Annotated in this window: 17 protein-coding genes; 10 read left to right on the top strand and 7 right to left on the bottom strand. The window is 41.7% G+C overall.

Annotated elements, in window-relative coordinates:
• Positions 1-24: 24 nt before the first annotated feature.
• The 4 genes from KZC02_RS09010 to KZC02_RS08995 form a co-directional block, all read right to left on the bottom strand.
• Complete coding sequence (locus KZC02_RS09010; protein WP_221393804.1) at positions 25-420, bottom strand: two-component system response regulator; 396 nt, start codon at positions 418-420, stop codon at positions 25-27.
• Positions 417-5,084 carry a PAS domain S-box protein gene (locus tag KZC02_RS09005; RefSeq protein ID WP_221393803.1) on the bottom strand — a complete coding sequence of 1,556 codons (4,668 nt, stop codon included), beginning with the start codon at positions 5,082-5,084 and terminating at the stop codon, positions 417-419. The genes KZC02_RS09010 and KZC02_RS09005 overlap by 4 nt, the downstream gene beginning before the upstream one ends.
• Before the next feature lie 565 nt (positions 5,085-5,649).
• On the bottom strand, positions 5,650-6,051 hold the full coding sequence (locus KZC02_RS09000; RefSeq protein WP_221393802.1) for a response regulator: 402 nt from the start codon (positions 6,049-6,051) through the stop codon (positions 5,650-5,652).
• The gene (locus tag KZC02_RS08995) at positions 6,044-7,645 is read right to left on the bottom strand and encodes an ATP-binding protein (RefSeq protein ID WP_221393801.1); all 1,602 of its coding nucleotides are present in this window, start codon (positions 7,643-7,645) and stop codon (positions 6,044-6,046) included. The genes KZC02_RS09000 and KZC02_RS08995 overlap by 8 nt, the downstream gene beginning before the upstream one ends.
• Before the next feature lie 179 nt (positions 7,646-7,824).
• Here KZC02_RS08995 and KZC02_RS08990 point away from each other — a divergent pair, with 179 nt between their 5' ends.
• Together KZC02_RS08990 and KZC02_RS08985 are read left to right on the top strand one after the other, a co-directional pair.
• Positions 7,825-8,118 (top strand): hypothetical protein, encoded by a 294-nt coding sequence (locus tag KZC02_RS08990; RefSeq protein WP_221393800.1) that lies wholly within the window; start codon positions 7,825-7,827, stop codon positions 8,116-8,118.
• A gap of 123 nt (positions 8,119-8,241) precedes the next feature.
• Positions 8,242-11,991, top strand: coding sequence for a malectin domain-containing carbohydrate-binding protein (locus tag KZC02_RS08985; protein WP_221393799.1), 3,750 nt, complete (start codon positions 8,242-8,244; stop codon positions 11,989-11,991).
• 110 nt (positions 11,992-12,101) lie between these two features.
• Here KZC02_RS08985 and KZC02_RS08980 read toward each other — a convergent pair whose 3' ends face one another.
• Positions 12,102-13,988, bottom strand: a complete 1,887-nt coding sequence (locus KZC02_RS08980) for a T9SS type A sorting domain-containing protein (protein WP_221393798.1) — start codon at positions 13,986-13,988, stop codon at positions 12,102-12,104.
• Positions 13,989-14,444: 456 nt separating this feature from the next.
• On the opposite strand from KZC02_RS08980, the gene KZC02_RS08975 reads away from it, so the two are divergent.
• Both KZC02_RS08975 and KZC02_RS08970 read left to right on the top strand, forming a co-directional pair.
• Positions 14,445-14,780 (top strand): hypothetical protein, encoded by a 336-nt coding sequence (locus KZC02_RS08975; RefSeq protein WP_221393797.1) that lies wholly within the window; start codon positions 14,445-14,447, stop codon positions 14,778-14,780.
• Between the two features lie 265 nt (positions 14,781-15,045).
• Positions 15,046-16,290: a hypothetical protein gene (locus KZC02_RS08970; RefSeq protein WP_221393796.1), complete on the top strand. Its 1,245-nt coding sequence runs from the start codon at positions 15,046-15,048 to the stop codon at positions 16,288-16,290.
• 203 nt (positions 16,291-16,493) lie between these two features.
• On the opposite strand, the gene KZC02_RS08965 is transcribed toward KZC02_RS08970, so the two are convergent.
• Positions 16,494-18,950, bottom strand: coding sequence for a TonB-dependent receptor domain-containing protein (locus KZC02_RS08965; RefSeq protein WP_221393795.1), 2,457 nt, complete (start codon positions 18,948-18,950; stop codon positions 16,494-16,496).
• 300 nt (positions 18,951-19,250) lie between these two features.
• Between KZC02_RS08965 and KZC02_RS08960 the strand changes: the two genes are divergently transcribed.
• The 4 genes from KZC02_RS08960 to KZC02_RS08950 all read left to right on the top strand — a co-directional run bounded on the left by KZC02_RS08960 (position 19,251) and on the right by KZC02_RS08950 (position 21,609).
• Positions 19,251-20,369 carry a sensor histidine kinase gene (locus KZC02_RS08960; protein WP_221393794.1) on the top strand — a complete coding sequence of 373 codons (1,119 nt, stop codon included), beginning with the start codon at positions 19,251-19,253 and terminating at the stop codon, positions 20,367-20,369.
• Positions 20,370-20,380: 11 nt separating this feature from the next.
• On the top strand, positions 20,381-20,908 hold the full coding sequence (locus KZC02_RS08955) for a LytTR family DNA-binding domain-containing protein (protein WP_229254100.1): 528 nt from the start codon (positions 20,381-20,383) through the stop codon (positions 20,906-20,908).
• Complete coding sequence (locus KZC02_RS31615; RefSeq protein ID WP_229254099.1) at positions 20,857-21,111, top strand: LytTR family DNA-binding domain-containing protein; 255 nt, start codon at positions 20,857-20,859, stop codon at positions 21,109-21,111. Before KZC02_RS08955 ends, KZC02_RS31615 begins: the two co-directional genes overlap by 52 nt.
• Before the next feature lie 156 nt (positions 21,112-21,267).
• On the top strand, positions 21,268-21,609 hold the full coding sequence (locus KZC02_RS08950) for a nuclear transport factor 2 family protein (RefSeq protein WP_221393793.1): 342 nt from the start codon (positions 21,268-21,270) through the stop codon (positions 21,607-21,609).
• 129 nt (positions 21,610-21,738) lie between these two features.
• On the opposite strand, the gene KZC02_RS08945 is transcribed toward KZC02_RS08950, so the two are convergent.
• The gene (locus KZC02_RS08945; RefSeq protein WP_221393792.1) at positions 21,739-22,314 is read right to left on the bottom strand and encodes a porin family protein; all 576 of its coding nucleotides are present in this window, start codon (positions 22,312-22,314) and stop codon (positions 21,739-21,741) included.
• A gap of 402 nt (positions 22,315-22,716) precedes the next feature.
• Between KZC02_RS08945 and KZC02_RS08940 the strand changes: the two genes are divergently transcribed.
• A complete protein-coding gene (locus KZC02_RS08940) occupies positions 22,717-24,057 on the top strand; it encodes a TolC family protein (RefSeq protein WP_221393791.1) in 1,341 nt (446 codons plus the stop codon).
• A gap of 7 nt (positions 24,058-24,064) precedes the next feature.
• The gene (locus KZC02_RS08935; protein ID WP_221393790.1) at positions 24,065-25,126 is read left to right on the top strand and encodes an efflux RND transporter periplasmic adaptor subunit; all 1,062 of its coding nucleotides are present in this window, start codon (positions 24,065-24,067) and stop codon (positions 25,124-25,126) included.
• Positions 25,127-25,128 lie beyond the last annotated feature (2 nt).

Genomic DNA, 25,128 nt, shown 5'->3' with positions numbered 1-25,128 from the left:
TTTGGATAGTTGCAAAATTTCCATTTAGCCAAATATTTGATTCATTGTTTCAATGCCAAGTGGCTTTGGATAGTAACCTTTCACGAATGTGTTACCATCTGCTTTTATTTTATCGCCGGGATCAATGGAGGAGGAAAGTATATAAATAGTAATCTGCCGGTGTATATTTTGGCTGTAAGTCTCAAACTCATTTAGGAATTCCCACCCACTCATGATGGGCATATTTATGTCAAGAAAAAGTACTGTGTCCAGGCCTTCTGTTATATTGCCGAATTCTTCTCTGATCACTGCCAGTGCTTTTTCAGGGTCTGTAAAGAGCTGAATATCAGCACTGGCGTCATATTTCAAAATAGTGTATTTGCAAACAAGGTTATTGAAGGAGTCATCATCAACAACAATAAAGCGATGGGATATTTTCATGTTTCCGGATTTTGGTAATCGTCAGAATTGAACTCAATAATAAACTCAGTGCCTTTGTTGACTTCACTATGGACAGATATTTTTCCATTCAGCATTTCTACCTGGGTTTTGACCATAAATAATCCCATACCCTTGCCTTCCACATGCTGATGGAAACGTTTGTACAGGCCAAATACCTGTCCGGCTTTCTTATTCAGGTCAATTCCCATTCCGTTATCACTAACCGAAATTGTAACTATTCCGCGATTCAGGCTGCTCTTTAATCTGATCACAGGAGGTATTTCCGGCTGACGGTATTTGATGCTGTTCAGTATCAGATTATAGAAAATACTGTGCAGATAACTTTTCAGCGTAGTCAGTTCATTTATTGCCTGGAAATCAGTATCAATTTGTACCTGTTCTTTAACAATTATGCCATGTATGCTCCATTGGATACTATCCACCAGTTCCTCAAGATTCACCGGTTCTCTCTTTTCGCTAACTTCTCTTTTAACCTGTAAAATCGTATTTAAGTCAACAATAATGTCATCCAGCCGTTTTACATTGAGTAAAATTCCACTCAGAAATTCAGCCTTTACCTCCGCAGGATAATTGTCCTGGCTTACAAGCCCGGCCAGGCCGATGATATTGGCCACCGGTGCCCGTAAGTTGTGCGATACTATATATGAAAATTGTTCCAGGCCTTTGTTGGAGGCGATAAGCTCATTGGTATAATCCTGAAGGTTTTTATTTAGTTCATTCAATCTGGACTCCGATAGTTTCCGTTCGGTAATATCGCTGAAATAAACTGACAATCCACTTGCTGACGGGTAAGCCGAAACATCAAACCATTTGTTATATCTTAGGTAATAGGACTCAAAATGTTGTATGGTATTCTGAGCAATAGCTTTCTGATAATGCGTATAAAAAGGAGTATCGATCGCATCCGAGAAAACATCCCAGATATTTTTACCCAGTATTTCATTTTTAGGGCAACTTAGCAGGAGCTCAGCTTCTTTGTTCCAGTAGGTAACAATCCAGTTTCGGTCCAGGGCAAAAAAAGCATCTCCGATACTTTCCAGGATTACATTCTTTTCTTCGGAGGATTTCAACACTTCCAGTTCTGCCTTTTTCGTGATGTCAATATCCTGTATACTGCCGTAAATCCTGGTGCATTTTCCGTCTGCAAACTCGGCCTCGCCAATTACGCGCACCCATCGTTCATTTCCTTTTGCCGTAATCATCTGCAATTCAAGATCGAAAGACGTACCTTTTTCGATGGCTTCATGATAAGCCGCGATCATGCTTTCCCGGTTTGAACCTTCCTTGAAAAATGAAAACGCATTCTCAATATCCGGTACAAAATTATAACTTACCTCATGTATCTGTCTGGTCATCTGTGACCAGAACACCTCATTGTTTACAATATCGGATTCATAACCACCAATACGGGCCATGCTGGTGACTTCATCCAAAAGACCTTCAAGTGCCTTGCTTTCTGTAATATCCGATGAGATACCAACGATGCCAACCAATTTCTGGCGCTGATCGAAAATCGGTGTATTTGTAACATGGGCAATGAATTGGGTTTCATCTTTCCGTTGCACCCTGAATTCCCCGGACCAGCTATGGCCCAGGTTCAATGCTTCCATAATTTCCTCTGCCTGTTCCCTGCTTGATTGCGACGAGACCAGGTCCATCACATTTTTGCCACTTGCTTCCTGTTCTGTCCAGCCATAAATCTGATAAGCCGCCTTATTCCAGTAATTAATAACGCCATCCGGATCTGTTGCTATGACCGACTGCCCGATGGTGTTTAATAAATCGGCTTTAAATCTGATCGTTTCGTCAGCCTGTTTTTCCCTTGTAATATTATTTACAAAACACGAAAGGCCGGTAACCGTATTGTTTTCCCATATCGGGTGAATAGAAAAGTGGAAATAGTAGTATGATCCGTTTGTGGAAATTTCTTTTTCAAATTTCACTATTTCCCCACTAAGTGCCTTGTAGTTAATTTGTTCCCATTCCCGTACCGATTCCGGATCAAACTGTCTGATAAAATCAAAAATATTATATCCGGGAGCAATATCTATTCCATACACTTCTTTCATCATACTTTCGAGCGCATGATTATAGGTGATGTAATTAAAATCCGTGTCAAGCGAATAAATAAATGCATCCGTATTATTCATAATTGCATTCAGGTTGGATTCTGACTTCTGAAGCTTTTCCTGTGCAATTTTTTGCTCTGTTATTTCTGTAATGGTCAGGCTCAGCCCTGTTATTTGCTGGCCGGTATACACCGGGTTAACGGTTACATGAAACCATTCCTTTTTTTCATTTTTTTTGTTGTATGCCTGTTCGTACTGCCAGGTTTCTCCCAATAATACGTTTGTAATTGCTTCCTTATAATTTTCTTTTCTGGATGCACCAACTATATCCAGCAGGTTATCACCAACCCTGATTTCTTTTCCGGTATTGGCATATTTAAAATCCTGGGCTTTATTATTGAAGTACCTGATCCTTGCATTGGAATCCGTAAGTATAAAGCCTTCGGAGGTATTCTGAAAAATGGCCTGCAGGTTGGATTCCGAATTTCGAAGTGCCTGCTGGGATTGTTCTATTTCCGTTACATCATGCATAACCCCGTACAGGCTTACCGGTTTTCCATAATGGTTAACTTCAAACTGTGTTTGTATATGCAAATGTCTGATTTGCCCGTCTTTCCGGATTATACGAAGATAATATGCAGTGTTCTGCAATGAATTCAGTGCATCTTCATTCATCCTCATTACATATTTCAGATCATCAGGATGCACAAAGGACATCCAAGATTCAGCACTTTGGATTTGGTCATTTTCAGGCAGGCCGTAAATCCTGCATGCTTCGGCTGACCATATACCAATTCCGGTAGACAAATCAAGTTCCCAGCTGCCAAGATGTGCAATAGCCTGCGCCTGGTTCAGGCGTAATTCTTTGTGTTTAAGGAGATCATTGGCAAGCAGCCTTTGTCTCTCTTTTTCATACACATCGAGTGCGAATGAAATATCACCTGCTGCTTCTTCCAGTAAAACAACTTCGTCTTCAGTAAAAAAATCGGTTTCAGATGCGTATAAATTAAAGCTGCCTATGATATTGCCCGATTGCCTTATGGGCAGTATCATACCTGATTTATAACCTGCATGAGCGGCTACATGCCGCAAGGGTGCTAATGAAGGATCTTCCTGGATATTATTGCTTACATAATAAGTGCCGGTTTGTACAACCTGTTGCAGCGGGCCATTATTTATATAGGTGACATTTTTAAATTTAAACAGGTCCTCGTCAGATATACCCGAGCTTTCCACCAGATCAATCTTTTGGTTCCTTATATCCAGCATGCCTATCCACGCAGCTTTGAAATTCCCCGTTTCACACGCAATATGGCAGGCTTTTTTATACACAGTCTGTGCATCAGTTGCATGTACCAGTGCCTGGTTGATCTGGCTTAGAAACGCGTAAAGGCGGTTTAGATGGAGAATTTTTTCTTCACTAAGCTTTCTGTGTGTGATATCACGGTAATTGTTTACAATGCCATTAACGGCAGGTTCGTTTATCAAATTGGTCAGTACACCCTCTATCCACCTCCAGCTTCCATCTTTGTGCTTCATGCGTGTAGCCGGACTGTCAATAGCAATGCCGGGGTTCGCTATTACATCTTTAAGCACATTTAACAAAGGAATAGTATCATCAGGATGAACCAGAATCGACATGTTTAGCTGCAATCTTTCCTGGATGCTATAGCCTAATACGTTTTTGCCGGATGGGGAAACATATATCGGTTTGCCATCAGCAGACATAATTGCCATGCCATCGGAATTATTTTCAACAAGATGCCTGAATTTGTGTTCATTGGTAATAATTGCATCCTCAGCCAGCTTTCTTTCGGTAACGTCCCTGAAATGATCAACAATCCCGTTAATAGCCGGATCATCCAGCAGATTGGTCACAGTTGCTTCTATCCATCGCCAGCTTCCGTCATGATGCAGCATCCGGCCGGTATGCCCTTTTATAGCCATTCCGGGATTTGCAATTATTTCTTCCATGACTTTCGCCAATGCCGGAAGATCGTCCGGATGAGCCAGAGCAAACAGATCCATTTCCATAATCTGCTGCTGTGTGTAACCCAGTATGTTATAAACTGAAGGCGATATGTACGTCGGCCGGTTTTCCCTGTTAAGTATCACAACGGCGTCGGCACTATTCTCGACCAAAGTACGAAAACGCCTTTCACTTTTTGTTAATGCCTCCTGCAGGTTCTGGTTCTCTTTCCCCAGGCGATATTTTTCCAGGTTTCGGTGGATTGCTCCTGAAAGCCGGCCAGGCTGGTCTTTTGCAATATAATCGTCTGCACCTGTTGTTAATAGTTCATCTGCCTTTTCATCGGACAATCCATCGGAAAAGAGAATGAAAGGTATTTTTATTCTGCTTTCTCTTAGTATGGCAAGCGCTTCTGCTGAACTAAAATCCGGGAGGCTATATTCGGAAACAATGATATCGGGCAAAAAATCATATAAGGCTTTTACAAACTCATCTCTGGTTTTTACTGCCAGTACTTCATGAAAGAATTTTCTTTTGGTGAGAATGTCGCTGACGGATAATACTTCTTCAGGCGAATCTTCCAGATACAATATTTTTATTTTCATGATATATTCAAATAGAATTTATTCCATATCAAAGCTTTGCAGTTGAAAGAATAAATTTCATTTTTAATTATAACGAGTTTCAGTATGTGATGAAAGAATAAATCAAATTTTATGAATTTACATTAAATCTGATAAGGTTAGCATATTTAATAATCTTGATACAAGATTAGCGATGCAACTATAATTAAACTAATTATTGTAAAATTTATTTGACAAATCTAACTGTTTATGATTATACTAAATTGCAATGGGTATGCTTTTCAGGCACAGGAATTTAGAGCTGATATTAATTTTTTTGATGAACATAGCTAATCAATAATTGTATTATTAGACAGTATTGCTATCAGCAATCGGCAGTCATCCAAAATCTCCTTTCATGCATCAATTTGGAAGCCGAATGCCGACGGCCGATAGTAATACAAAAGAATTTGTGATAAGGTACAATATAGACGATTTAATCCTGCTCGAAATAGAAATAATGCAAGTCTAAAACCATATCCTGTTCCGATTAACGATTGATCTTTTAAGTTAAAGTTATTCGGGTTTGAATATTCAAAGCTTGATACTATTGAAAAGCAGCTAAGATTTTTTGTATATCCTTTACCGAAATCGGTTTGATAATCAGGTCTGTAACGGCATCGATCTCTTTTACCCTTTTGTAATCCTCCTCGTCAATGGAAGAACTCACCATATAAATCCTGATCTCATGATCCAACCCGGGGCTTATCTTTTTAAATGCATCCAGAAATTGCCAGCCATCCAGAACCGGCATATTAATGTCCAGAAGGATCAGGTCTGGCAACACACCATTTTCCCGGATTAGCTCGTTCAGAACGTCCAGGGCAGCTTTTCCGTGATGAAAAAACGCCATGTTGTCCGTAATTTCTGCGCGTTTGAGCACAAGCTGGATAGCAAATCTGTACGTAGTATCATCATCTATGATCCACGTCGTGTTTATTTTATTCATTGAAAATGATTTTAAAGACCGAACCTGTACCGGGTGTACTTTCTACCTCTATTTGCCCTCCCTGGGACTCTATCTGGGTTTTGACCAAAAACAAACCTACTCCGTGTGCGTCACTTCGGTCATGGAAGGTTTTGTATAAACCAAACAGCTTTTTGCCATGCAAAACCAGATCGAGGCCCAACCCGTTATCGCAGCATTCCAGAACCGTTTTTTGATTATTGTCCTTATATGTTTTTAAGATAACAAAAGCATCTTTCTCAGGATCACGGTATTTAATCGCATTGGAAACCAGATTGGTAAGAATACTTTCCAGGTAGATCCGCGGAAAACGGACGTGTAATGTTTCAAATGCTATTTCTGTTCGGACCTTATTTACTTCCAGGTCCGAAGCAAATATATCCAGCACCTTTTCGGCAATTGCAGTAAAATCGTTGATCTCAGAATTGACTATACTTTCCTTGATCTTAATCGCTTCTGAAAGATCTTCCAGGGTTTCATTTAATCCGATAGAAATATTTTCGATCTTCTCAAATAGTTCAGCATTGTCCGGCTCAAGCCTGTCCTTATCGATCAGTGAAGAGATCAGGGCCAGATTGCTGGCATGGTTACGGATGTTATGGGACAAAATATGCGTAAAACTTTTGAGTTGCCTGTTGTTTTGTGATGTCAGCTCGAGGGATTTATTCAATGCAATTTCGGTAATTTTATAGCGGTCGATATCCATAAACGTACCTCTGAGTTTGATGATCCTGCCATCCGCATCATACACCGGCCTGCCTGTCGATCGGACCCAGATAATATCGCTTTGTGCCGTAACCAGTATAAGTTCCTTGTCCCAGTCGGTGCCGTTTGTTACGGCATCCTGCATCACTTCGTTGATCAGATCACGATAAGGCTGCTGAAACTGCTCAGTTACATTGTATCCGTTTATTGGAAAATCATACGGCAGGCCCAGGATATCAAATACAGTATTGGACCAGGTTCTTTTGCCCGTAACCAGATCAGTTTCCCAGCCGCCAACCCTGCTGATCCGCCCGGCTTCGGATAATAAAAATTCGCTTGCAGCCAGTTTATCTTCAAGAATACGTCTTTTTTGTATTTCAGCTTCCAGTTCCCCGACTGACCTTAGTGTGAAAACCAAAGGGAGGATTTTATAAAGCGCATAGACCGTAAAAACCGATACGATCGCGGTTGCAAGCCGGATAAGGGCACTTAGCCGGTACGCAGGCCACCAGAAAATAATGGCGTCCATCAAATGGGTCAGGCCGCAAAGCAGGATAAAGGCAATAAACAACAGGAAAACCCTGTGAAAGGGAATATCTTTTCTCTTCCTGATCAATTTCAGGAGTAAAAATGGAATTGCAAAGTAAGCCGCCCAGATCCCAATGTCGGACAGGATATACAGCCAGCCATGGAAATCGGTCCAATTGCCACAATACCAGCGCGGAGGCCAGTCGTTTGTATTGAGTATATGACCAAAGAAGTCAGTAACCTGGCTGCCAAACCCTGCTTTTACCGGATGAGCAAGTTCTTTTGATCCGCATAATACAGTACAAAATTGGTTTTGAATATTTGATAAAGAATCAGGCTTCAATAGAAGTACTTGTTATTATTGAATTAAAAAAACAATTTTTTCGAAGAAGCAATTTAGAATAAATTTTATAATTAATACAAGAAACTTCTATAATGGTAGTTTGTGCGCTTGTGCGAATCGAATAAAAATGAATTTATTCAGTAAATTGACAATTATCTCTAAGTTAAATACACGAAACTATGGCTGAACTACAACTTACCGGTCTGCAAAAAAGGGCAGAAAAATATCTCAACAGGGTTATCGAATTCCAGAAAATACCTGGAGAAAAGATCCGCGGTAATTTTATAGGTTTCGATAAATCTTCAGCCGACAGAGCGATATTACAACTTTCCAATGCGGCGGACAGAACAACCGTTCCACTGATGTACGTAGTAACCTATTGTGAGGAAATCGACGAAGCCAAAAACGAAGCTGCAAGAGACCGGAATCAGGAAAAAGACCGGGCTATAGCCCAAAATCCTAGCAAATCGTAAGGTTCTAAAATAAAAAATCGAATGGTTGGGGCTTACGTTAGTAATATTTGGATACATAATGTAATAAATCAGGGTATAATACTGATTTATTCACTTTGATGGATTAACTACTCAACCCAACGTATGAAGACAAATTTATTTGCCCTCAGAACAGCTATTCTGGCTGTTGTTTTTCTCTTTTATTTGCATGCTTCTTTTGCCCAGGACTGGCAGCAAACCGCAAAAACTGTTGCGAGTGACCGAAACCTGCTTACTGATGAAACACAGGTAAAAAATACCGGTTATGGTACCGCAGTTGCTATATACGGTGATTATATTGCAGCCAGAGGGCGTAACGGAATAGTGTATGTTTCTAAAAATGTTGCTGGGAAATGGGTACAGATCAAAGAAATTACAGCTGCTAATCCTGGTAGTTTTGGATTGGATCTGGCAATGGATGCAGACTACCTAATGATCGGTACTGCGGCAGGTGCATCCATCTACAAAAAAGACGTAGGCGGTACCGATAATTGGGGGCTTGTGAAAATGCTTTCTGTTCCCTTAGCTTCCGGCAGTTCAGTTTCTATCAAAGGTGAGTATGCAGTAATAGGAGCACCACAGAATAATACCGATGCTGCCGGACAAAATGCTCTTAGTAATTCCGGATCAGCATTTATCTTTAAAAAGAATCTGGGAGGCAGTGATAGCTGGGGACAGATTCGGAAGGTTGTTGCTGCTTCCAGAATTGAAAACGACCGTTTTGGTACCTATGTCTCCATCAGTAGCTCTTATTTAATGATTTCTTCTGAAGCAGTTCCTGCAACTTTGTTTCAACGTGACAAAAATGGAACGGATCAATGGGGGAATTTACAGCAAATCACGATACCTGAGGATTCTGAGACATTTCATTATTACCAGTTCCCGGTTGCCATAACAGACGACTACGCTGTGATTGGATTCTCAAGCGATAATCTAAGTGAAATAAGAAATGACCTGACTTATGCCGGCTCAGTACTCATTTACAAAAATGACCACATTGGCTTAGGGAATTGGTCCCGTGTACAGAAGATTTATGATCCTTATCTTATAAGCGGTGAGCAATTTGGTGTCTCAGTAGCCATTGATGGCAATGAAATTGGAGTAAGTGCTCCGAATCGCAGTGAGGATCCAACCACAGGTGCAAATTTTGTCTTTAAACAAGAACCGAATGGATCTGAAAAATGGAATAATACAGCTATAAATACTGAACCATATGGTTATGGTGATGGTTTTGGGTCTAACGTTGCGTTGCACGGCGGACGTTCTGTCGGCGGAGCTCCATATGATTTTTTTGTGTATGACGAAATAGAATCGACGGGTGCTGTTTACGTTTTCTCTGAAAATCTGGGAGAAACAGATCAGCGTTTGCGCATCATGAGACCGATGCCAGATGACCGGTTTGGTTCGGCAGTTGCGGTGAGCGGTAACTATGCCGTGGTCGGTGCATTTAATGATGATGTGGATGAAACCGGAAAAAGTTACGTACGGTCTGCTGGGGCAGCTTATGTTCTTTACAATGACAATGGCGACTGGCAGCAGGTTAAAAAGCTGATATCCGATTACCGCAGAAAAGATAATAAATATGGGTATTCGGTAGCCATTCATGATACGCTCGTTGTGGTAGGTACTCCTTATGAAGGTCTGTCAGTAAGTAGAGGCGCTGTTTATGTTTATTCAAAGAACCAGGGTGGACCCAACAACTGGGGTCTGGTTTCTAAACTTCCAATTCCGATTACACCTGAAAATCAGTATTGGGGTTTACAGGTAGGCTATTCTGTTTTTGTTAACAACGAATTTATCGCGGTTGGTGCATTAGGTATGCAATCCGTTTACATCTATCAGAGGGATTTCAGTAGTCCGGGCACCTGGAATTTGGTAAAAAATGTTACTGCATCAATACTTACCGGAGCGGATCATTTTGGTGCCAGTGTTGCTATCAGCGGTGATTATCTGCTGGTTGGGTCTCCGGATGAGGACGAGGATGCTTCGGAGAAAAATTACCTGATCAATTCCGGAAGTGCTTATCTTTATGGAAGAAATACCGGGGGAGAAAACAACTGGGGGCAGATCAAAAAAATAACCAGTGATGTACGGGTAAAGAATGGACGTTTTGGATTGTCGGTATCAATGAGCGGCGATTATGCACTGATCACATCGGTTGGAGGAAACGGCTTTGCCACCATTTATAAAAAAGACGTGGGTGGGATAGCTAATTGGGGTATGGTCAAAAAGCTGTCTGCCCCGGCAGGAAGTTCACCGGATTCTTTTGGTTATTCAGCTTCTCTTAACGGGGACAATGCTGTTGTAGGAGCTAATACAGCTCAGGGTTCAGCTTATGTTTTTGGGAAAAACCAGGGTGGTGCGGATAATTGGGGACAGCAGCAAAAACTGACTGCTGCGGTTCCGGGTTCCGATGACCGCTTTGGCTTTTCAGTATCTGTCAGCGGAAGAAATATCCTGGTAGGGGCACCTTATGATGATGATGATGCACAGGAACAAAATAAGCTGGTTGATGCAGGTTCCGTTTATTTCTTTCAGAATATCGGAGTAGATCCTGAGCCAGAAACCAGTTTCCGCATTAATTCCGGTGGAAGTTCATTTATGGCTTCTTCGAACCGGCAATTTACAGCTGACCAGTATTTCAGCGGCACTTCAAAGATTTCTTCAATTACCTCTGGTGACATCCTGAATACCACAGATGATGAACTCTATCGCAACGCGCGTGTCGGTGCTTCTTTCAGTTACAGCATTCCTGTAACTAGTGGAACCGTGAGCGTTGTACTGCATTTTGCTGAGCTTTTCTGGGGCGTACCAGGCAAGGGCGGCTCACCGGGAACCAATAAACGCCGTTTTAACGTGAATATTGAAGGCAGCAGAAAGCTAAACAATTATGATATTTTTGCAGCAGCGGGCGGTGCCATGCGTGCCAGACAGGAAGCGTTTACCGTAACTGTAACGGACGGAGTGCTTAACATTGATTTTTCGGCAGGTGCTTCTGGCAGCCCTCTCATATCTGCCATTGAGGTTGTGTCTGTCCAGCAGTCAATACTTAGTCCGATAGCCGATGCAACTGTCCGCAATACGCCTTACTCGTCCACCAATTTTGGTTCCGCTGCCAATCTTGAAATTAAATCAGGAGGCCTTCCAAGCTATCAGCGTAATGTTTACTTCAAATTTCCATTGACTGACATAGGCCAGGTAAGTACGGCCAAACTGAGATTTTATGGGCTTAATTCACAGAATAACAGCAGTGTCAATGTAGCTGCTTATGGAGTTAATAATGACGTGTGGAGTGAAACCGGAATCAACTGGGATACTGCCCCGGCCAGCTCGGGTGCCATTCTGGGTTCTGTTTTGGTTGACAATAATGCAAAATATTATGAGATCAATGTCACCACTTTTATCAAAGCACAAGCATCAGGTGACAAAACAGCCAGTATTTTCCTGACAAACCCAACAAACCAGAACAGTCAGGTGACCCTTAACAGCCGGGAAAATACGGCCAGTCAACCGCAGCTGATTGTCGAATATTCACCGGTAATAAAGCCTGTTGCCAGGATCAGCCAGGAGGTTTTTGGAAAAGAAACAGAAGAGATCGTCACCTCCAAAATCTATCCTAACCCAGCCAGCAAACTATTTACGGTTGAAGTATCGGACCGCCATTCGGGAAAAGTCAGTTTACAGCTAACAGCTCTGTCAGGCACGACGTATCCCATCCAACAGCCAGAAGCACAAAAATCAGGCGTAAAAGCGGAGATAGATATTTCTTCCCTGCGTTTGGCCGAAGGGATTTATGTACTAAAAATCCAGTCAGACGTTTTCATAGAAGTGGTGAAGCTTTTAGTAACGAAGTAATAAAAACGTATTGAATTTTTGATCAAAAGAGCTGCTTCATCTGTTCACAAATCATGAACAAACGAAGTAGCTCTCTATGTTTCAAAGCTGTTAAATATTTTATCTCAAAACTATTGTTTAATAAGTTTTCCAACGCTAACCGTATTTCCTTGTTTTAAATGATAAAGGTATGATCCTGATCCGGTTATCTGGTCGCCAGCATTAAACTTCACCTCGTATTTCCCCGCGGCCTGCACCTGATCAACTAATACGGCTTGCTTCTGGCCCTGAATCGTATAAACGGTTAAATTCACCGCTGCTGTTTCAGGCAGGACATAGGTTATAGTTGTGCTGCTTACAAATGGATTTGGATATGCCATAGGTCGTGATTCAATAAGCGGGTTTACAATTTCAAAATCAGGTGCCGTCGTGCGTGCATAGCTACCGGGAAGCGTTTGCTCCGGATAATCAGAGTTGAAATTAACGATCAGATAATCAATGTTTGGGCCGCTGCTTCCGTTAGCGGTTATCCGGATTTTATGTGTTCCGGGTTTTAAATATGCTTTTTCACCTGAATAAAACGCCCAGTTGTTCCAATTTGCAGATAATGGTATAAAATTAGATGTTCCTATCAGTATATCATCAATGGTCAGCCGTAATGACCGGCTGATTTTGTCCCCGTTTGCAAACTGAAACCCGAAGTTATAAGTACCCGGAACCTCAGTCTGTGTAGTCCATTCAATATAATCCTGCTTTTGATTCACAAAATCTACAAAACCCCTTCCGCTGTATCCAACATGGTCATTGGCTACTTTTGCGCCGAAAACCTTTGCATCTTCTGCTTCTAAATTCTTGCTTGCAGGCACTGGTACTGCAATTACCAGATAATTCATATTGGATCCCTTTGCCGGACTCGCCAGGTTTGCCCCCAGTATAAACGGTCTTGGATATTGCTGCCAGTATTCTAACGTTTTACTATATACTTCCATATTGCCAGGTCCCGGATCGGTAGTGCGAATAATGTCACCCGTTTTATGCCATTCGTTGAGCCAGTCCGGTAGGATTTTAGCCCGCACGTCATAGGCAATATACACTACTACAGGTTTTTTCATGAATGTGGTGAGCCACAAAGAGTTCGTTTCACCCTTGTCATCATTTGCTGTTTGAATAAATGATGCGCCTTGCAGATAAGCTGGTATTGAGGTGATCTTATAATTGCGATCTGTATACATTTTAGTACCATTTACAAGTTTGGCAACCTTATAAACTTTACCACTAGCTGCGGAAACCTGAGTAATCAGATCGTCTTCTACGGGTTTCTCCAGAACAGCCGGTTTTTCGATTTCGGGTTTTCTGGCTTCAATCCAGTCTACATAAAAATCTTCGCCGGCGGTCTGCGTGGATATGGTCCAGCCAAAATGTCCAAGTTGCTGGTAAGCAGAGTCGATTGCCTCCAAAACAGGGAGGGTGCCATATCCTGACCCCTGATCAAGATACACTTGGATCAGGCCACTTTTGTAACGTGCTATTTTAAATTTATACCACTGTGCCTGAGCTAATGCAGGATAAATGCTTGTTTGGTCAAGCGGATCCGGGTAAAAAATATTATCCGTTGCCCGCCCCAGCGATAGTAACCCGTCTGTACCGGGCCCGTAATTCAGGACATAGGTTTTTTGATCGTCAACATCATCCTGGCCGAAAGTAATCCTGAATTCGCGCCAGTAACTCCCAGTGAAGCCCATGGCGGATGTTTCTATAATGTAAGAATCAGCAGCATAGTTTAAGTCAGTGATTAAGTTCCCGGCATCATACGGGCTGTAAGCTGATCCGCTTTGAATGGACCAGCCAAAATCTGTTTTCCAGTTTGCCCCAAGCGTACTCCTGTTAAAATCATCTCTAAAAGGTAGTAAGCCTGACTGGGCAAAAAGCTGTGGTAAATTACCTGAGAGCAGCATTATTAAAAGCAAAAAGCTGCGGCACGCGGCACGCAACAGGCAATAAGGCAACAGTTTTTTCATATCCAAAGGATCGTTAACATAGAAAATCAATAGTCAATCATGCATGAAATGATATTGGGAAGGATAGGCCAATTGCTTAATAATGTAAAATAATTTTTATTAATTATAGAATTTATACGTAATATATATAAACTAATTTTACAATAAAAATTATTATTGAACCTTTATTCAAATTATTTTTTTGCATTTGTTTTATGAACGTGCTGATTTAAAGAAGGATAGGGCTTAATGTCCATTAAATGGCCTGTATGACGGTTAAGTGTAGATTGGAATGGATTCTATCTGATCGTCCTACTAGAAAAAAAATATGTAGTCAGTATATTGTATGTATCGAATTAGAAGATGGAATGATTAAGAAAATCCACATAACTAAGCCTAAATTTAATACGTATATGGTTACATATTTTGTAGAAATAATGTATGTTTACGTATAGCTTATATTTTATATCCTCTACCATGAAAAAATCCAACATTTTCGTCTATACTGAACTTTCGAAGCTGGCTAATGGCCTTAGCACGGATGCAGCGATGGCAAAGCAGCGTTTAAAATCACTTGCAGGGTATTTTAATATTATTACCTCTAAATATTTTTCGGAAGCCCTGATTCCGGAATGGGAAGAAATAGTGTTGTACGTAAAACAAAAAGGGCCTGGTTATGACTTTGAAGGCAAAATCCTATGTAATGCAGTCCATAATACACTTGACCAGATGCCAGAGCAGCAATGTGTAAGTATTGCAGAGCGCATTATTACATTGCATCAGAAAGTAAAATCAGAATTTGAACAGAAGTAATGTTATAGTACTATATTTTTTGTCCCGAAGAAACGGATCCTATTCTACCTGTTCTGACTGTTATTCCATCGCTGGCACCTGGTCTTTCCTATTTAACTTTAATACAGAATTTTCTGGTTAAAAAAGTTTAGCTATTGCGGCTTTGACTGGTTTAAAAAATTTCCAATAAAAAAACCTCTACCGCTTGGGAGAATGTCTTTATTATTTATTTACTTTGCATTGCAAAGTACTTTTTATTAATCGACTGAATTCAATTCACTGTTGTATGGAAGATCAAATCCTATCAAATCTCGACAATCCCGGACAGCTGGAAAGGTTATACCGGGCTGACAAACCAACTTTTAAACGCGCATTTAAAAGCCTGTATCCCAAACTGGAAGACAACACGCTTGTTGGCTTTTGGAATGAAAGGTTAAATTTTGTAAGTGAAGAAATCATCTGGGGCACTGGAAAAGACCTGGCTTTTGTAATCATAACTTCCCTTCTGGCTGGACTGGTCGCTAAGCTGCCGTTACTTTTCTCTATTGACGAAGAGTTTTTTTATCCCAGGAATATCGGTTTTATCGTTTTCCCGGTATTGTCGACCTACTTTGCGTGGAAGAATAAATTATCAACGGGTAACATTGCCTGTATCGCTGGTACAACTCTTCTCGGTTTAATTTACATCAATTTCCTTCCCGATGTTAAGAAAAGTGACACTCTGGTTTTGTCATGTATTCATTTGCTCTTATTTCTATGGGCAATATTAGGATTTGCTTTTGCTGGCGGGAAGAGAAATGACGCGGAGAAAAGGCTTGGCTATTTAAGATACAACGGTGATCTGATCGTTATGACTACGCTTATCCTGATAGCAGGTGCGATTATGACGGGCGTTACCATTGACCTTTTCAAACTGATCGGCTTCGAAATAGAAAAAATTTATTTTGATTATTTCGGGATTTTCGGACTTGCAGCCGCACCCATTATTGGTACTTATCTTACTCAGACCAATCCGCAATTAGTTGGGAGAGTTTCACCGGTGATTGCGAGAATATTCAGCCCGCTAGTTCTGGTGATGCTGGTCATTTATCTCACGGCAATGGTTTATTCAGGAAAGGATCCATATAACGACCGTGAGTTCCTGTTGATTTTTAATGCATTGCTGATCGGCGTTATGGCCATCATTTTCTTTTCTGTGGCTGAAACAGCTAAGTCAACTAAAAGTCAGGCCGAAATCTGGGTTCTTTTTCTATTATCATTTATCACAGCAATAATTAATGGCATTGCGCTGTCGGCCATTTTGTTCAGGATTTCAGAATGGGGAATTACACCCAACCGGGCCGCAGTACTGGGGAGCAATATTTTAATTCTGATCAACCTGCTTTTGGTAACTTTGCAGCTTTACAAGGTGCTTTCCAAAAAAACGGATATAACCTCAGTTGGGAAATCCATTGCCTTTTACCTGCCCGTTTACGTCGTATGGACTATTATCGTAACATTTATATTTCCGCTGCTATTTTCGTTTAAATGATTGAAATAGGTTTTTTTCGTGCTGTTTAAACCAATTATTGGCTATGTAAACATGTAGCCGCTAAGCGGGCAAGATTCACTGCTTTTTTTAAGCCAATGAAGCAATCAGGTCTATTTTTATAATCATTTATAAACATCAAAAAATATCCTGAATTAAATGTGTCCACTTGCTTAAAAACAGTAATTGATGACAGTTATACAAGTCTATTTCAACCGATCCTTTTCCAGCTGTGAAGCATTGTCACTTCGTCCTGCTTTTTCTGGGGCCGTTTTACCAATGGGCCTGGAATAGGAAAGTTTGAAAAGAAAATATTTGCTTGATTCCGGATGGAAATTAACATGAGACCTCAGATCAAAAACTTCCTGCGTCAATGATCCGAAATAACTGCTGATCACGTTTGTCCTGAATGGATCCGAAACTGCGAGCTGGAAGCTACCGTGGTTGTTTTTTAGTTCCTTTTTGATACCGGCATTCACTGTGCCATATCCATCTACTTTCCTTGACCCGTTATAAAATGCAGAATTGTAATAACCGGAAATTTCAATGGAGAATCGGGCAGGAAGTTTAAAGATCTGGCTGGTAACCAGGTTATATGCGAAATAGGTTTTACTTACAGGTTGTGGGGTATAATCCAGTTTAAAGCTTCGCCATCCTGAATTCACATCATAATTCATTTCCCACCAGCTCGATATGGTAAAGGGAAGGCTGAGCTGAAAAGTAAAGTTATTCTGAAAAATCATGTTTTGCGGAGAAACGGCCATTTGCAATTTGTCAGTGGTGTAAACCATTTGGTTTCGGGCTATGGGCCTGTCGTCCCTGCTCAATAAGGCCGAAAAGGAATACCTGAGATAATTATAGGACAGTTTAACATTGTTGGTAATGGTCGGCTTCAATAACGGATTTCCTGTATTGACCGAACCTGGCCCGTTGTAGGTGACATAAGATGCCAAATCTGAATAGGAAGGCCTGCTTATCCTTTTGGAATAGGATACAAGAAATTCCGCATTGCTGCCCAGCTTTTTGGACATAAGAAAGCTGGGGAACCATATACCAAGCTGGCGGTTGGCTATATTCTTTCCGTCCAGTGGATTATCCATCCTGGTGGAAGAATATTCATAACGCAGGCCGGCCACTATGCTAGTGCTGCTATCCACTTTTATTGCTGCAGAAAAATAAGCAGCGCCGATCCTTTCTTTCATCACAATGCGGCTGACCGCAGAAGGCCGGCTTACATACTCATTATTAACAAAACTCTGAATCGCCGATTTGCTATCAGTCCGTGTTTGTACCCCTTTCAGCCCGGTCTCAACGGTAATAGCGCCAACCTGTTTACGGTAGTCAAGTTTCGTGGCCCAAATTCCGATCTGTGTATTGGATAAGCCTTTTGATACGGGAGAAAAAAGGGTATCATTGCTGCCGGCCTGATTGCCATTTTGATCCAGGAAAGAGCTTTTCGCATCCATTGGATAGGCATTCCGGTAACTGATGTAATCCAGGTTCAGTAAGATCTTTTCACCTTTCCTAGGCTCTTTTTCTGCGTAAAAGTTTGGTGCAAAACTGCGCCAGCTGTTAACTCCGTTCACTGCCGCATTAAGCTGGTAAAAGTCATCGGGCTGAATTTTGTATTTTCCACGGTTCATGGTTTGAATGGAGGTATTGCTGCTATTGAAGTTGGCATTTGTACCAATTAAAAAGCCTTTTTTTAATTGGGTGTCGATGCCAAAGTTTGCCTGGTGGTTATTTAATACCGATCTGGAAATACTTAAGAAATCGGATGAAGCGTGGCCACCTAATAATGGTTCCTGCTCGCTGCCGATGGCATGGAAATCACTATAGGCTTTGTCTCGCGAGTAGGTGTAAGCGCCATAAATATTTGTTTCGCCGGTATGCCGGTTCAGGCTTAATCCGCCGGTCGCCTTTTCACCGTAACCATAGCCGCCAGTTAAAGAAATGGACCCATTGGTGCCCCGCTGGCTGTTTTTCTTCGTTACGATATTAATTATTCCTGCGCTTCCTTCGGCATCATAAGCCGATGAGGGATTGGTAAGCAGTTCGATTTTAGATATATCATTCGCACTCATCGCTCCCAGCATGGTCACTACCTGTTCTAATGCCATACGAACTGATTTGCCATTCAGCATGACCATTACACCGGTTTTTCCATTTAACGAAATACCATTATTCTGATGGTCGATCACAACGCCGGGGGACCTTTCCAGTACTTCAAGAACCGAGCTGCCTTTGGACATAATGCTTTTTTCCACGTTGACGACCGTACCATCCGCCCGTTGTTCGAGCAAAGGTTTTTCGGAGCGAACCACCATTTCAGCAAGCTGCTGAGTGCTTTCCCTGAGTACATGTATGCCAAGATCCTTATTTAGCCTGTTGTTTGCGAGTTCAAATACCGGTGTAAAAATTGTCTGGTAGCCCAGAGTGCTCATTCGCACTAAGTACCGGCCTTCGGTTAAATCTTCCAGAATGTATTCACCTTTCTCTGTGGTTAGCGTTGCATAAATGATTGTACTGTCGGCGGCCTGCAATAGTGTTATCGTAGCATATGGTATTGCTTGTCCGGATGGATCCGTAAGTCTGCCGGTAATCTGACCATATGTAACTTGCCATGTCACCAAAAGAAAAATGGTCAATAAGAGTGCCTTCATTTTTGTCCGGCCTTTAAATTGTCAGAAAATTCTCTCAGCTCTGTTCTGGTTTGCTTTACTCCGGGCTCATTTTTCTTTGTCATAATCTTCGTTTCATTGAGTTAACCGGACAAAGCAACATGAAGCGGGAAGTGTTTTAAAATCTGTATGATGAAGTGCAGGGTTTTATTTACGAAGTGCCAGTTTACCAATGACCTGGCCTGTAATGTCGGTCATCAATAGTTCATGAGCTTTCATCAATAAGAAGCCGGAATCATTGGAAAAAAAGCGGAACTTAGCGGAGATGAAAAATTGAACAGAATGAAAAATTTATGGTATGAAGGGCCTGACCAGCATTGGTTTTTCAAATACAAACTTTATCACATTCCTTTTTGGTGTCTGTACCACTACCTGTGGCTGAGTGTTGCTTTTGGCAACCCGTTTAAGGCGGCTGCCAATATTGTATTCCTGCCGTACAGTCTCAAATACGGGTTTTACGTGGTGCTGGAAGCGCTCGCTGTTTATCTTAACCTTTACTTTCTGATCCCGAGGTTTCTGCATACAAAGCGGTACAGTGTTTACTTTATTTCCCTGGCCTTCACAGTGATCACAACAGCTTTGCTCATTGTCTGTGGTTATTATGCCAGCTCTGGCCTGACTGGTAAAACGCTACAGCAACTTTATGGGAACGGGTCCAATTGCTTTTACTATTTTCTTGGCTATGCCCTGCCATCTGCGTTCGCCAGTATGACCCTGGCCATGACGATCAAACTACTAAAAAATCAGATGCAGCAGGAACGGAGGGAGCAGGAACTTGAAAAAGTGAAGCTGGAAACGGAGCTTAAATTCCTTAAACACCAGTTCAATCCCCATTTCTTGTTCAATAGTATCAATTCTATATTTATCCTGATCCGTAAGAACCCGCAAATGGCTTCTTCTGCACTGGTCAAATTTTCAGACCTGCTGCGCCACCAGTTATATGAATGCAATGACCAGCAGATCCCTTTGAGCAAAGAGATCAATTACCTGGAAAACTTTATCGAACTCGAAAAGCTTCGGCAGAGTGCAGCATTAAAAGTGGAGTTCACAGCCGAACAATTTTATGCAGACCACATGGCTATCGCGCCCTTTATCCTGATGACTTTTGTAGAAAATGCATTCAAGTATGTATCCAGGGATCAGCAGGAAGGTGTCAGTATCCGGATCCAGCTTTCAATGGATGGGGATTTACTGGATATGACCGTGACAAATACGATAGCGGAACCAGCAGACAGGGCCGTTGGCGGGATTGGCTTAAAAAATGTAAAAAGAAGACTTGACCTGATTTACCCTGGCGAACATCTGCTATTGATCAATCAGACAGATTTACTTTACACAGTCCGTCTGCAGATAGCCCTGAAGCAAATGGCTCTTACACCGGTATCAGAAATAACTTATTAACAGGCATAACGATGATGAACTGCGTGATTGTGGATGATGAACCGCTGGCCAGAGAAGGTCTGACTGAATTTGTTCAGGAAGTGGACTTTTTATGCCTTTCAGGAACTTGTGAAAATCCGGTCCAGCTGGCCCGGTTCCTGGAAACAAGCCCGGTGGATCTGATCTTTCTGGATATTCAGATGCCCAAGATGAGTGGCCTTGATTATTTGAAAATTATTAAAAATCCCCCAATGGTCATTTTGACCACTGCTTTTCCTAACTATGCGGTGGAGGGCTTCCAGCTGAACGTGCTGGATTATTTGCTAAAACCCATCACCTTTGAGCGTTTTTTTCTGGCTGTCAATAAAGCAAAAGACTATCACCGCTTTCTCACATCTGGCCAGCCTGCCGTGAATGATAAGCAGGATGTTAGCCAGGGGTATTTCTTTATACGCTGTGGCAGTAAATATGAAAGGATTTTTTTGAGGATGTGCTCTATTTGGAAAGCATGCAGAACTATGTCAATATTTTCACTGTCAGGGGAAAGTACACTACCTTGATCAACCTTAAAAGCCTGGAAAAGAATTTCAACAGCGATTCCTTTATGCGTGTACACAAGTCTTACATGGTCTCCATCCGAAAAATAGACAAGATAGAAGGGAACGAGATTTTTATCCAGTCACTGCGGATACCGTTAAGCCGGAGTTACCGCGACCAGGTCCTGGAATGTGTTGTTAATAACCGGTTACTCGATAAAAAATGAAAGAGGAAGAAGTTGACCTGCTGTCTTGGGTGAATTGCTGGAAGCAGGGATGTTACTGCATTTTAAACGTTTCCGAATTGAATTCAGGTAAACTGATCGTTGAATTTCATGTTCAGATTTTAATTCAATAATTGACAACTAACAGCATAAAAATTTATGTCAGACAGAAATAAAATAATCTTACAAAAAGGCAACGCTGAAATCTCCGAGGGAAACTATGAGGGGTTTTTATCACTCTGCTCGGAGGATACGGAGTGGACATTTGTGGGAGATACGGTACTAAAAGGAAAAGAAGCAGTTCGTCAGTGGATGGCAAAAACATATATTAAACCGCCAAAAGTTACCGTTACTATCCTGATTTCGGAGGGGGACTTTCTGACCGCAACGGGTGATGTAACCGTAACGGATAAGGAAGGGAAGGAGACCCGTAACGCGTACTGCGACATCTGGCGCTTCCGCGGAGAGGAACTGGTTGAATTAACAGCTTTCGTCATCTAAACACGCCCTGAACAGATCGGAAAATATATTTGAAAAGCACAGTGTGCTACCAGATTTTTGATGAATTTATAACAGCAATGGCCTTATTAACCAAAACCGGTAATAAGGCCATTGTAAAGCTGGTTGTTACTATTTAATGATCGGGATAGCCCAGAAAACACTTGCCTGTATTACACTGTTCTTAAAGTCGGGATCAATATTGCTTCCTGAAAAATTACCCACTTTTGACAGTCCGGCAATATAACGTGCACCAATACCAAGCCCCATTTTCGACTGAAATCCTATTCCGGCTCCAAGTGAAAGGTCAAGTCCTTTGGCAAAATTATTGATCGTTTGGTCCGGGATATCCGATGATGTCCTGAAACCTATCTGAGGACCGGCTTCAAAATAAAATCCGCCGCTTGCTTTCAATTTTAACATAACAGGTACAGTCACATAGCTGATCTTGAAATCATTCTTTTCACCACCATTATTCACTTTTGCTCCTTGTGTCGAGAATAAAACTTCAGGCTGAATAGAAAAAACATTGCCAAAACCGTAGTTCAGCATACCACCAATATGGTAACCTACAAGGGCTTTGGAATCAATATTTCCACCTGTATAGTTGCTGATGTTAATACCTGCTTTCGGGCCGAAGCTGAAAGACTGGGAAAATGAAATTGTGCTGGCAAGCAGCATCAGGGAAAGAATGGTTAACTTTTTCATAAGTTTTTAATTTTAATTGAACAATCACAAGAACCCAACTAGTGTCTCTATTAAGGATTTTCATAATATGCAGTTGTTGGTTCCGTAAGTCAAATGTCGGTCACATAAATGGCTGGTCTTAATACTTTCTATCTGAAGCGGACAAATCACGGCTTGAAAAGGATGTTAAAATATGTCGGAAATGGCCGCTTTTCTCCCTCTATCATTTCTCTAACTAGCTTCCTGGCAAGCTTTTAAGAATTATCGTATTAAAATATATTTGAAAAAAATATGATAATAACAATACCGCCGTCTGCTCACATCTGATTTTGTCCGTTTCAGTCTCAAACTGCTCAGATTACCTGCCTCAGATACCCAATTTTGGCCTATCGAACATGCACAGCTTGTGCCAATTTAAGCCAAATGAAAAAGTATCTCGTCATCATATTATTTACTGCTCTTTCCGTTTCAGCACGGGCACAGGAGCATCTGAGTTTAAGGGAATGCATAGATTACGGTCTGAAACACCACCGCAGCACGGTTGTTTATCGCAATGATCAGGATGCTGCCCGGTTTAAATCTAAGGAAGCGTTATCAGCTTATCTGCCGGTAGTTAACGTCAACGGAACTATTGATGATAACCTTATCGTACAGCAGTCGGTTATCCCTGCCGGGGTTTTTGGCCCCACAGATCTTAAGGTGGCATTTACCAAAAAATTCAACAGCAATGTAGTTGCACAGGTGGATCAGACCATTTTTGATCAGTCGCTGATCACCGGCCTGAAAGCCAACAAGATCGCACAGCAGCAGGCCAAGTTGAGCGGCGAGCAAAATGATGAGACGATTATCTATAATATCAGCAATGCTTATTACCAGATATTTGTCTATCGCCAGCAACTTGCTTTGCTTCAATCCAACCGCGAAACCTATCAGCAGCAGCTTACTATTTCCAAACTGCAACTTGAAAAAGGTGTTGCGATGGAATCGGATGTGAACAAAATCCAGGTGAATTACAACAATACAAGCTCCCAGATACTGGCAGCCGAAAGCGATCTGGAACTCTCGCAAAACCAGCTGAAAAACGCAATGGGTTATGCGTTGAGCGATAGCCTGCAAATCCAGGATTTTGTGCTGGATGAACCTGCGGCTGATCAGACACAAATAACCTTCCTCGATTTTGCCGCTTTCAACGCTTCCAACCGCCTGGATTATAAATTAGCCGAGGTCAATATTGCGTTGCTTGACATTGATCAGGCAAGAATACGTGCTACTGCGATGCCTAAACTGACGGCTTATGCAAGATACGGCTACATTGGATTTGGTGATAAACTGGGCCAGTCGATTTCGGGTTTCAGTGATTATTCAGCCGTTGGAATAAAACTTGCCATTCCGGTTTTTGATGGTTTCAAACGCAATTCGCAGTATAACCAGGCCAGGATCAAACAGGTGAATGCGCGTGAAAACCTGAAAATTGATCAGGAAAACTTCCATCTTGAATATGACAATGCACGAACCAAACTCATCAAAGCGCAGAGCAGCCTGGAAATTGACAAAAGAAATATCGGCCTGGCGGAATCGGTTTTCAAAAGTACGGACCTGCAATACCAGAAAGGTGTGACCGACCTGACGGACTGGCTGAATTCGCAGTATTCGCTCAAAGAAGCGCAAAGCAATTACCTTAATTCTCTCTATAATTTTCTCATAGCCAAAATCGACCTGGAAAAGGCGAACGGCACTTTGAAAACTTTCCATACCTCATTATAACACCATCATGAAACGTAAATACATCATTTCCATAGCGCTTGTTGTCGTGATTGCACTGATCGCTTTTAAGCTTACTGCCAACAAAAAGCAACTCGATGCAGCCAATACACCAGAGAAAAAGGTGGCTGTAATTATTCCGGTTAAATATGCAACCGCCAAAGAGCAGCTTTTGGAACTGAGCATTGTAAAAACCGGAAACCTGGCACCGTTTAAGGAATCGAAAGTGATCACGACGAGCAGCGGAATCCTGCAAACTGTACGTTTTGAATTGGGCGATCAGGTACATCAGGGACAGGTTCTGGCCATTATGGATAACAGAACACAACAGCTCGACCTTCAGAAAGCGGAAAGCAATCTTTCCAAATTAAAAGCGGACCTGCAAACTTATACGGAGCTTCTGGAAGGAAAAGCGACTACACGTGAAAAGGTGAATGACATCCGTCAGAATGTCAACGATGCGCAGGTTCAGGCAGACCAGATCAAAAAACAAATGGGAGACGCTTCTGTAAAAGCACCCACAAGCGGTATCATTTCAGCCAAAAATATGGAACAGGGTGTATTCGCGAACGTAGGTTCAGAAATTGCGACGATCATCAATCTTTCGCGTACCAAAGTACAAGTGAATCTGACGGAAGCGGAGGTGTATCAGATCAAACAGGGACAATCTGTTAAAATTACAACCGACGTTTATCCTGATGTGGTTTTTCCTGGTAAAGTAAGTTTTATCAGTCCGCAGGCCGACGTTACACACAATTATATGGCTGAGATCATGATTGAAAATACACAAAAAACAACGCTTCGTTCCGGGACATTTGTGTATGCGGATTTTTCACAAAAATCAAAACAGAATGTGCTGGTTATTCCGCGTGAGGCGCTAACAGAAAGTGTGAAAAATGCATCTGTATATTTAGTCGGACAAGATAATAAGGTGGTGTTAACGCCGGTTCAGCCGGGCAGGGAAATGGGCAGTCTGATTGAGATCATCGGTGGTTTGAAATCGGGCGACCGCGTAGTTACCTCCGGACAGATCAACCTGAAAAACGGAACGGAAGTTAGTTTAGCCAAATAACA

This window comes from Dyadobacter sp. NIV53, from assembly GCF_019711195.1.
Classification (GTDB): Bacteria; Bacteroidota; Bacteroidia; order Cytophagales; family Spirosomataceae; genus Dyadobacter.
This window is presented reverse-complemented; position numbering and strand designations above follow the sequence as displayed.

What these genes read in the sequence shown, in the direction of transcription:
- KZC02_RS09000 (WP_221393802.1), bottom strand. Translation starts at nt 6,051, where the DNA reads ATGAATAAAATAAACACGACGTGGATCATAGATGATGATACTACGTAC.
- KZC02_RS08940 (WP_221393791.1), top strand. Translation starts at nt 22,717, where the DNA reads ATGAAAAAGTATCTCGTCATCATATTATTTACTGCTCTTTCCGTTTCA.
- KZC02_RS08980 (WP_221393798.1), bottom strand. Translation starts at nt 13,988, where the DNA reads ATGAAAAAACTGTTGCCTTATTGCCTGTTGCGTGCCGCGTGCCGCAGC.
- KZC02_RS08945 (WP_221393792.1), bottom strand. Translation starts at nt 22,314, where the DNA reads ATGAAAAAGTTAACCATTCTTTCCCTGATGCTGCTTGCCAGCACAATT.
- KZC02_RS08990 (WP_221393800.1), top strand. Translation starts at nt 7,825, where the DNA reads ATGGCTGAACTACAACTTACCGGTCTGCAAAAAAGGGCAGAAAAATAT.
- KZC02_RS31615 (WP_229254099.1), top strand. Translation starts at nt 20,857, where the DNA reads ATGCAGAACTATGTCAATATTTTCACTGTCAGGGGAAAGTACACTACC.
- KZC02_RS08985 (WP_221393799.1), top strand. Translation starts at nt 8,242, where the DNA reads ATGAAGACAAATTTATTTGCCCTCAGAACAGCTATTCTGGCTGTTGTT.
- KZC02_RS09005 (WP_221393803.1), bottom strand. Translation starts at nt 5,084, where the DNA reads ATGAAAATAAAAATATTGTATCTGGAAGATTCGCCTGAAGAAGTATTA.
- KZC02_RS08955 (WP_229254100.1), top strand. Translation starts at nt 20,381, where the DNA reads ATGATGAACTGCGTGATTGTGGATGATGAACCGCTGGCCAGAGAAGGT.
- KZC02_RS09010 (WP_221393804.1), bottom strand. Translation starts at nt 420, where the DNA reads ATGAAAATATCCCATCGCTTTATTGTTGTTGATGATGACTCCTTCAAT.
- KZC02_RS08965 (WP_221393795.1), bottom strand. Translation starts at nt 18,950, where the DNA reads ATGAAGGCACTCTTATTGACCATTTTTCTTTTGGTGACATGGCAAGTT.
- KZC02_RS08935 (WP_221393790.1), top strand. Translation starts at nt 24,065, where the DNA reads ATGAAACGTAAATACATCATTTCCATAGCGCTTGTTGTCGTGATTGCA.
- KZC02_RS08960 (WP_221393794.1), top strand. Translation starts at nt 19,251, where the DNA reads ATGAAAAATTTATGGTATGAAGGGCCTGACCAGCATTGGTTTTTCAAA.
- KZC02_RS08975 (WP_221393797.1), top strand. Translation starts at nt 14,445, where the DNA reads ATGAAAAAATCCAACATTTTCGTCTATACTGAACTTTCGAAGCTGGCT.
- KZC02_RS08970 (WP_221393796.1), top strand. Translation starts at nt 15,046, where the DNA reads ATGGAAGATCAAATCCTATCAAATCTCGACAATCCCGGACAGCTGGAA.
- KZC02_RS08950 (WP_221393793.1), top strand. Translation starts at nt 21,268, where the DNA reads ATGTCAGACAGAAATAAAATAATCTTACAAAAAGGCAACGCTGAAATC.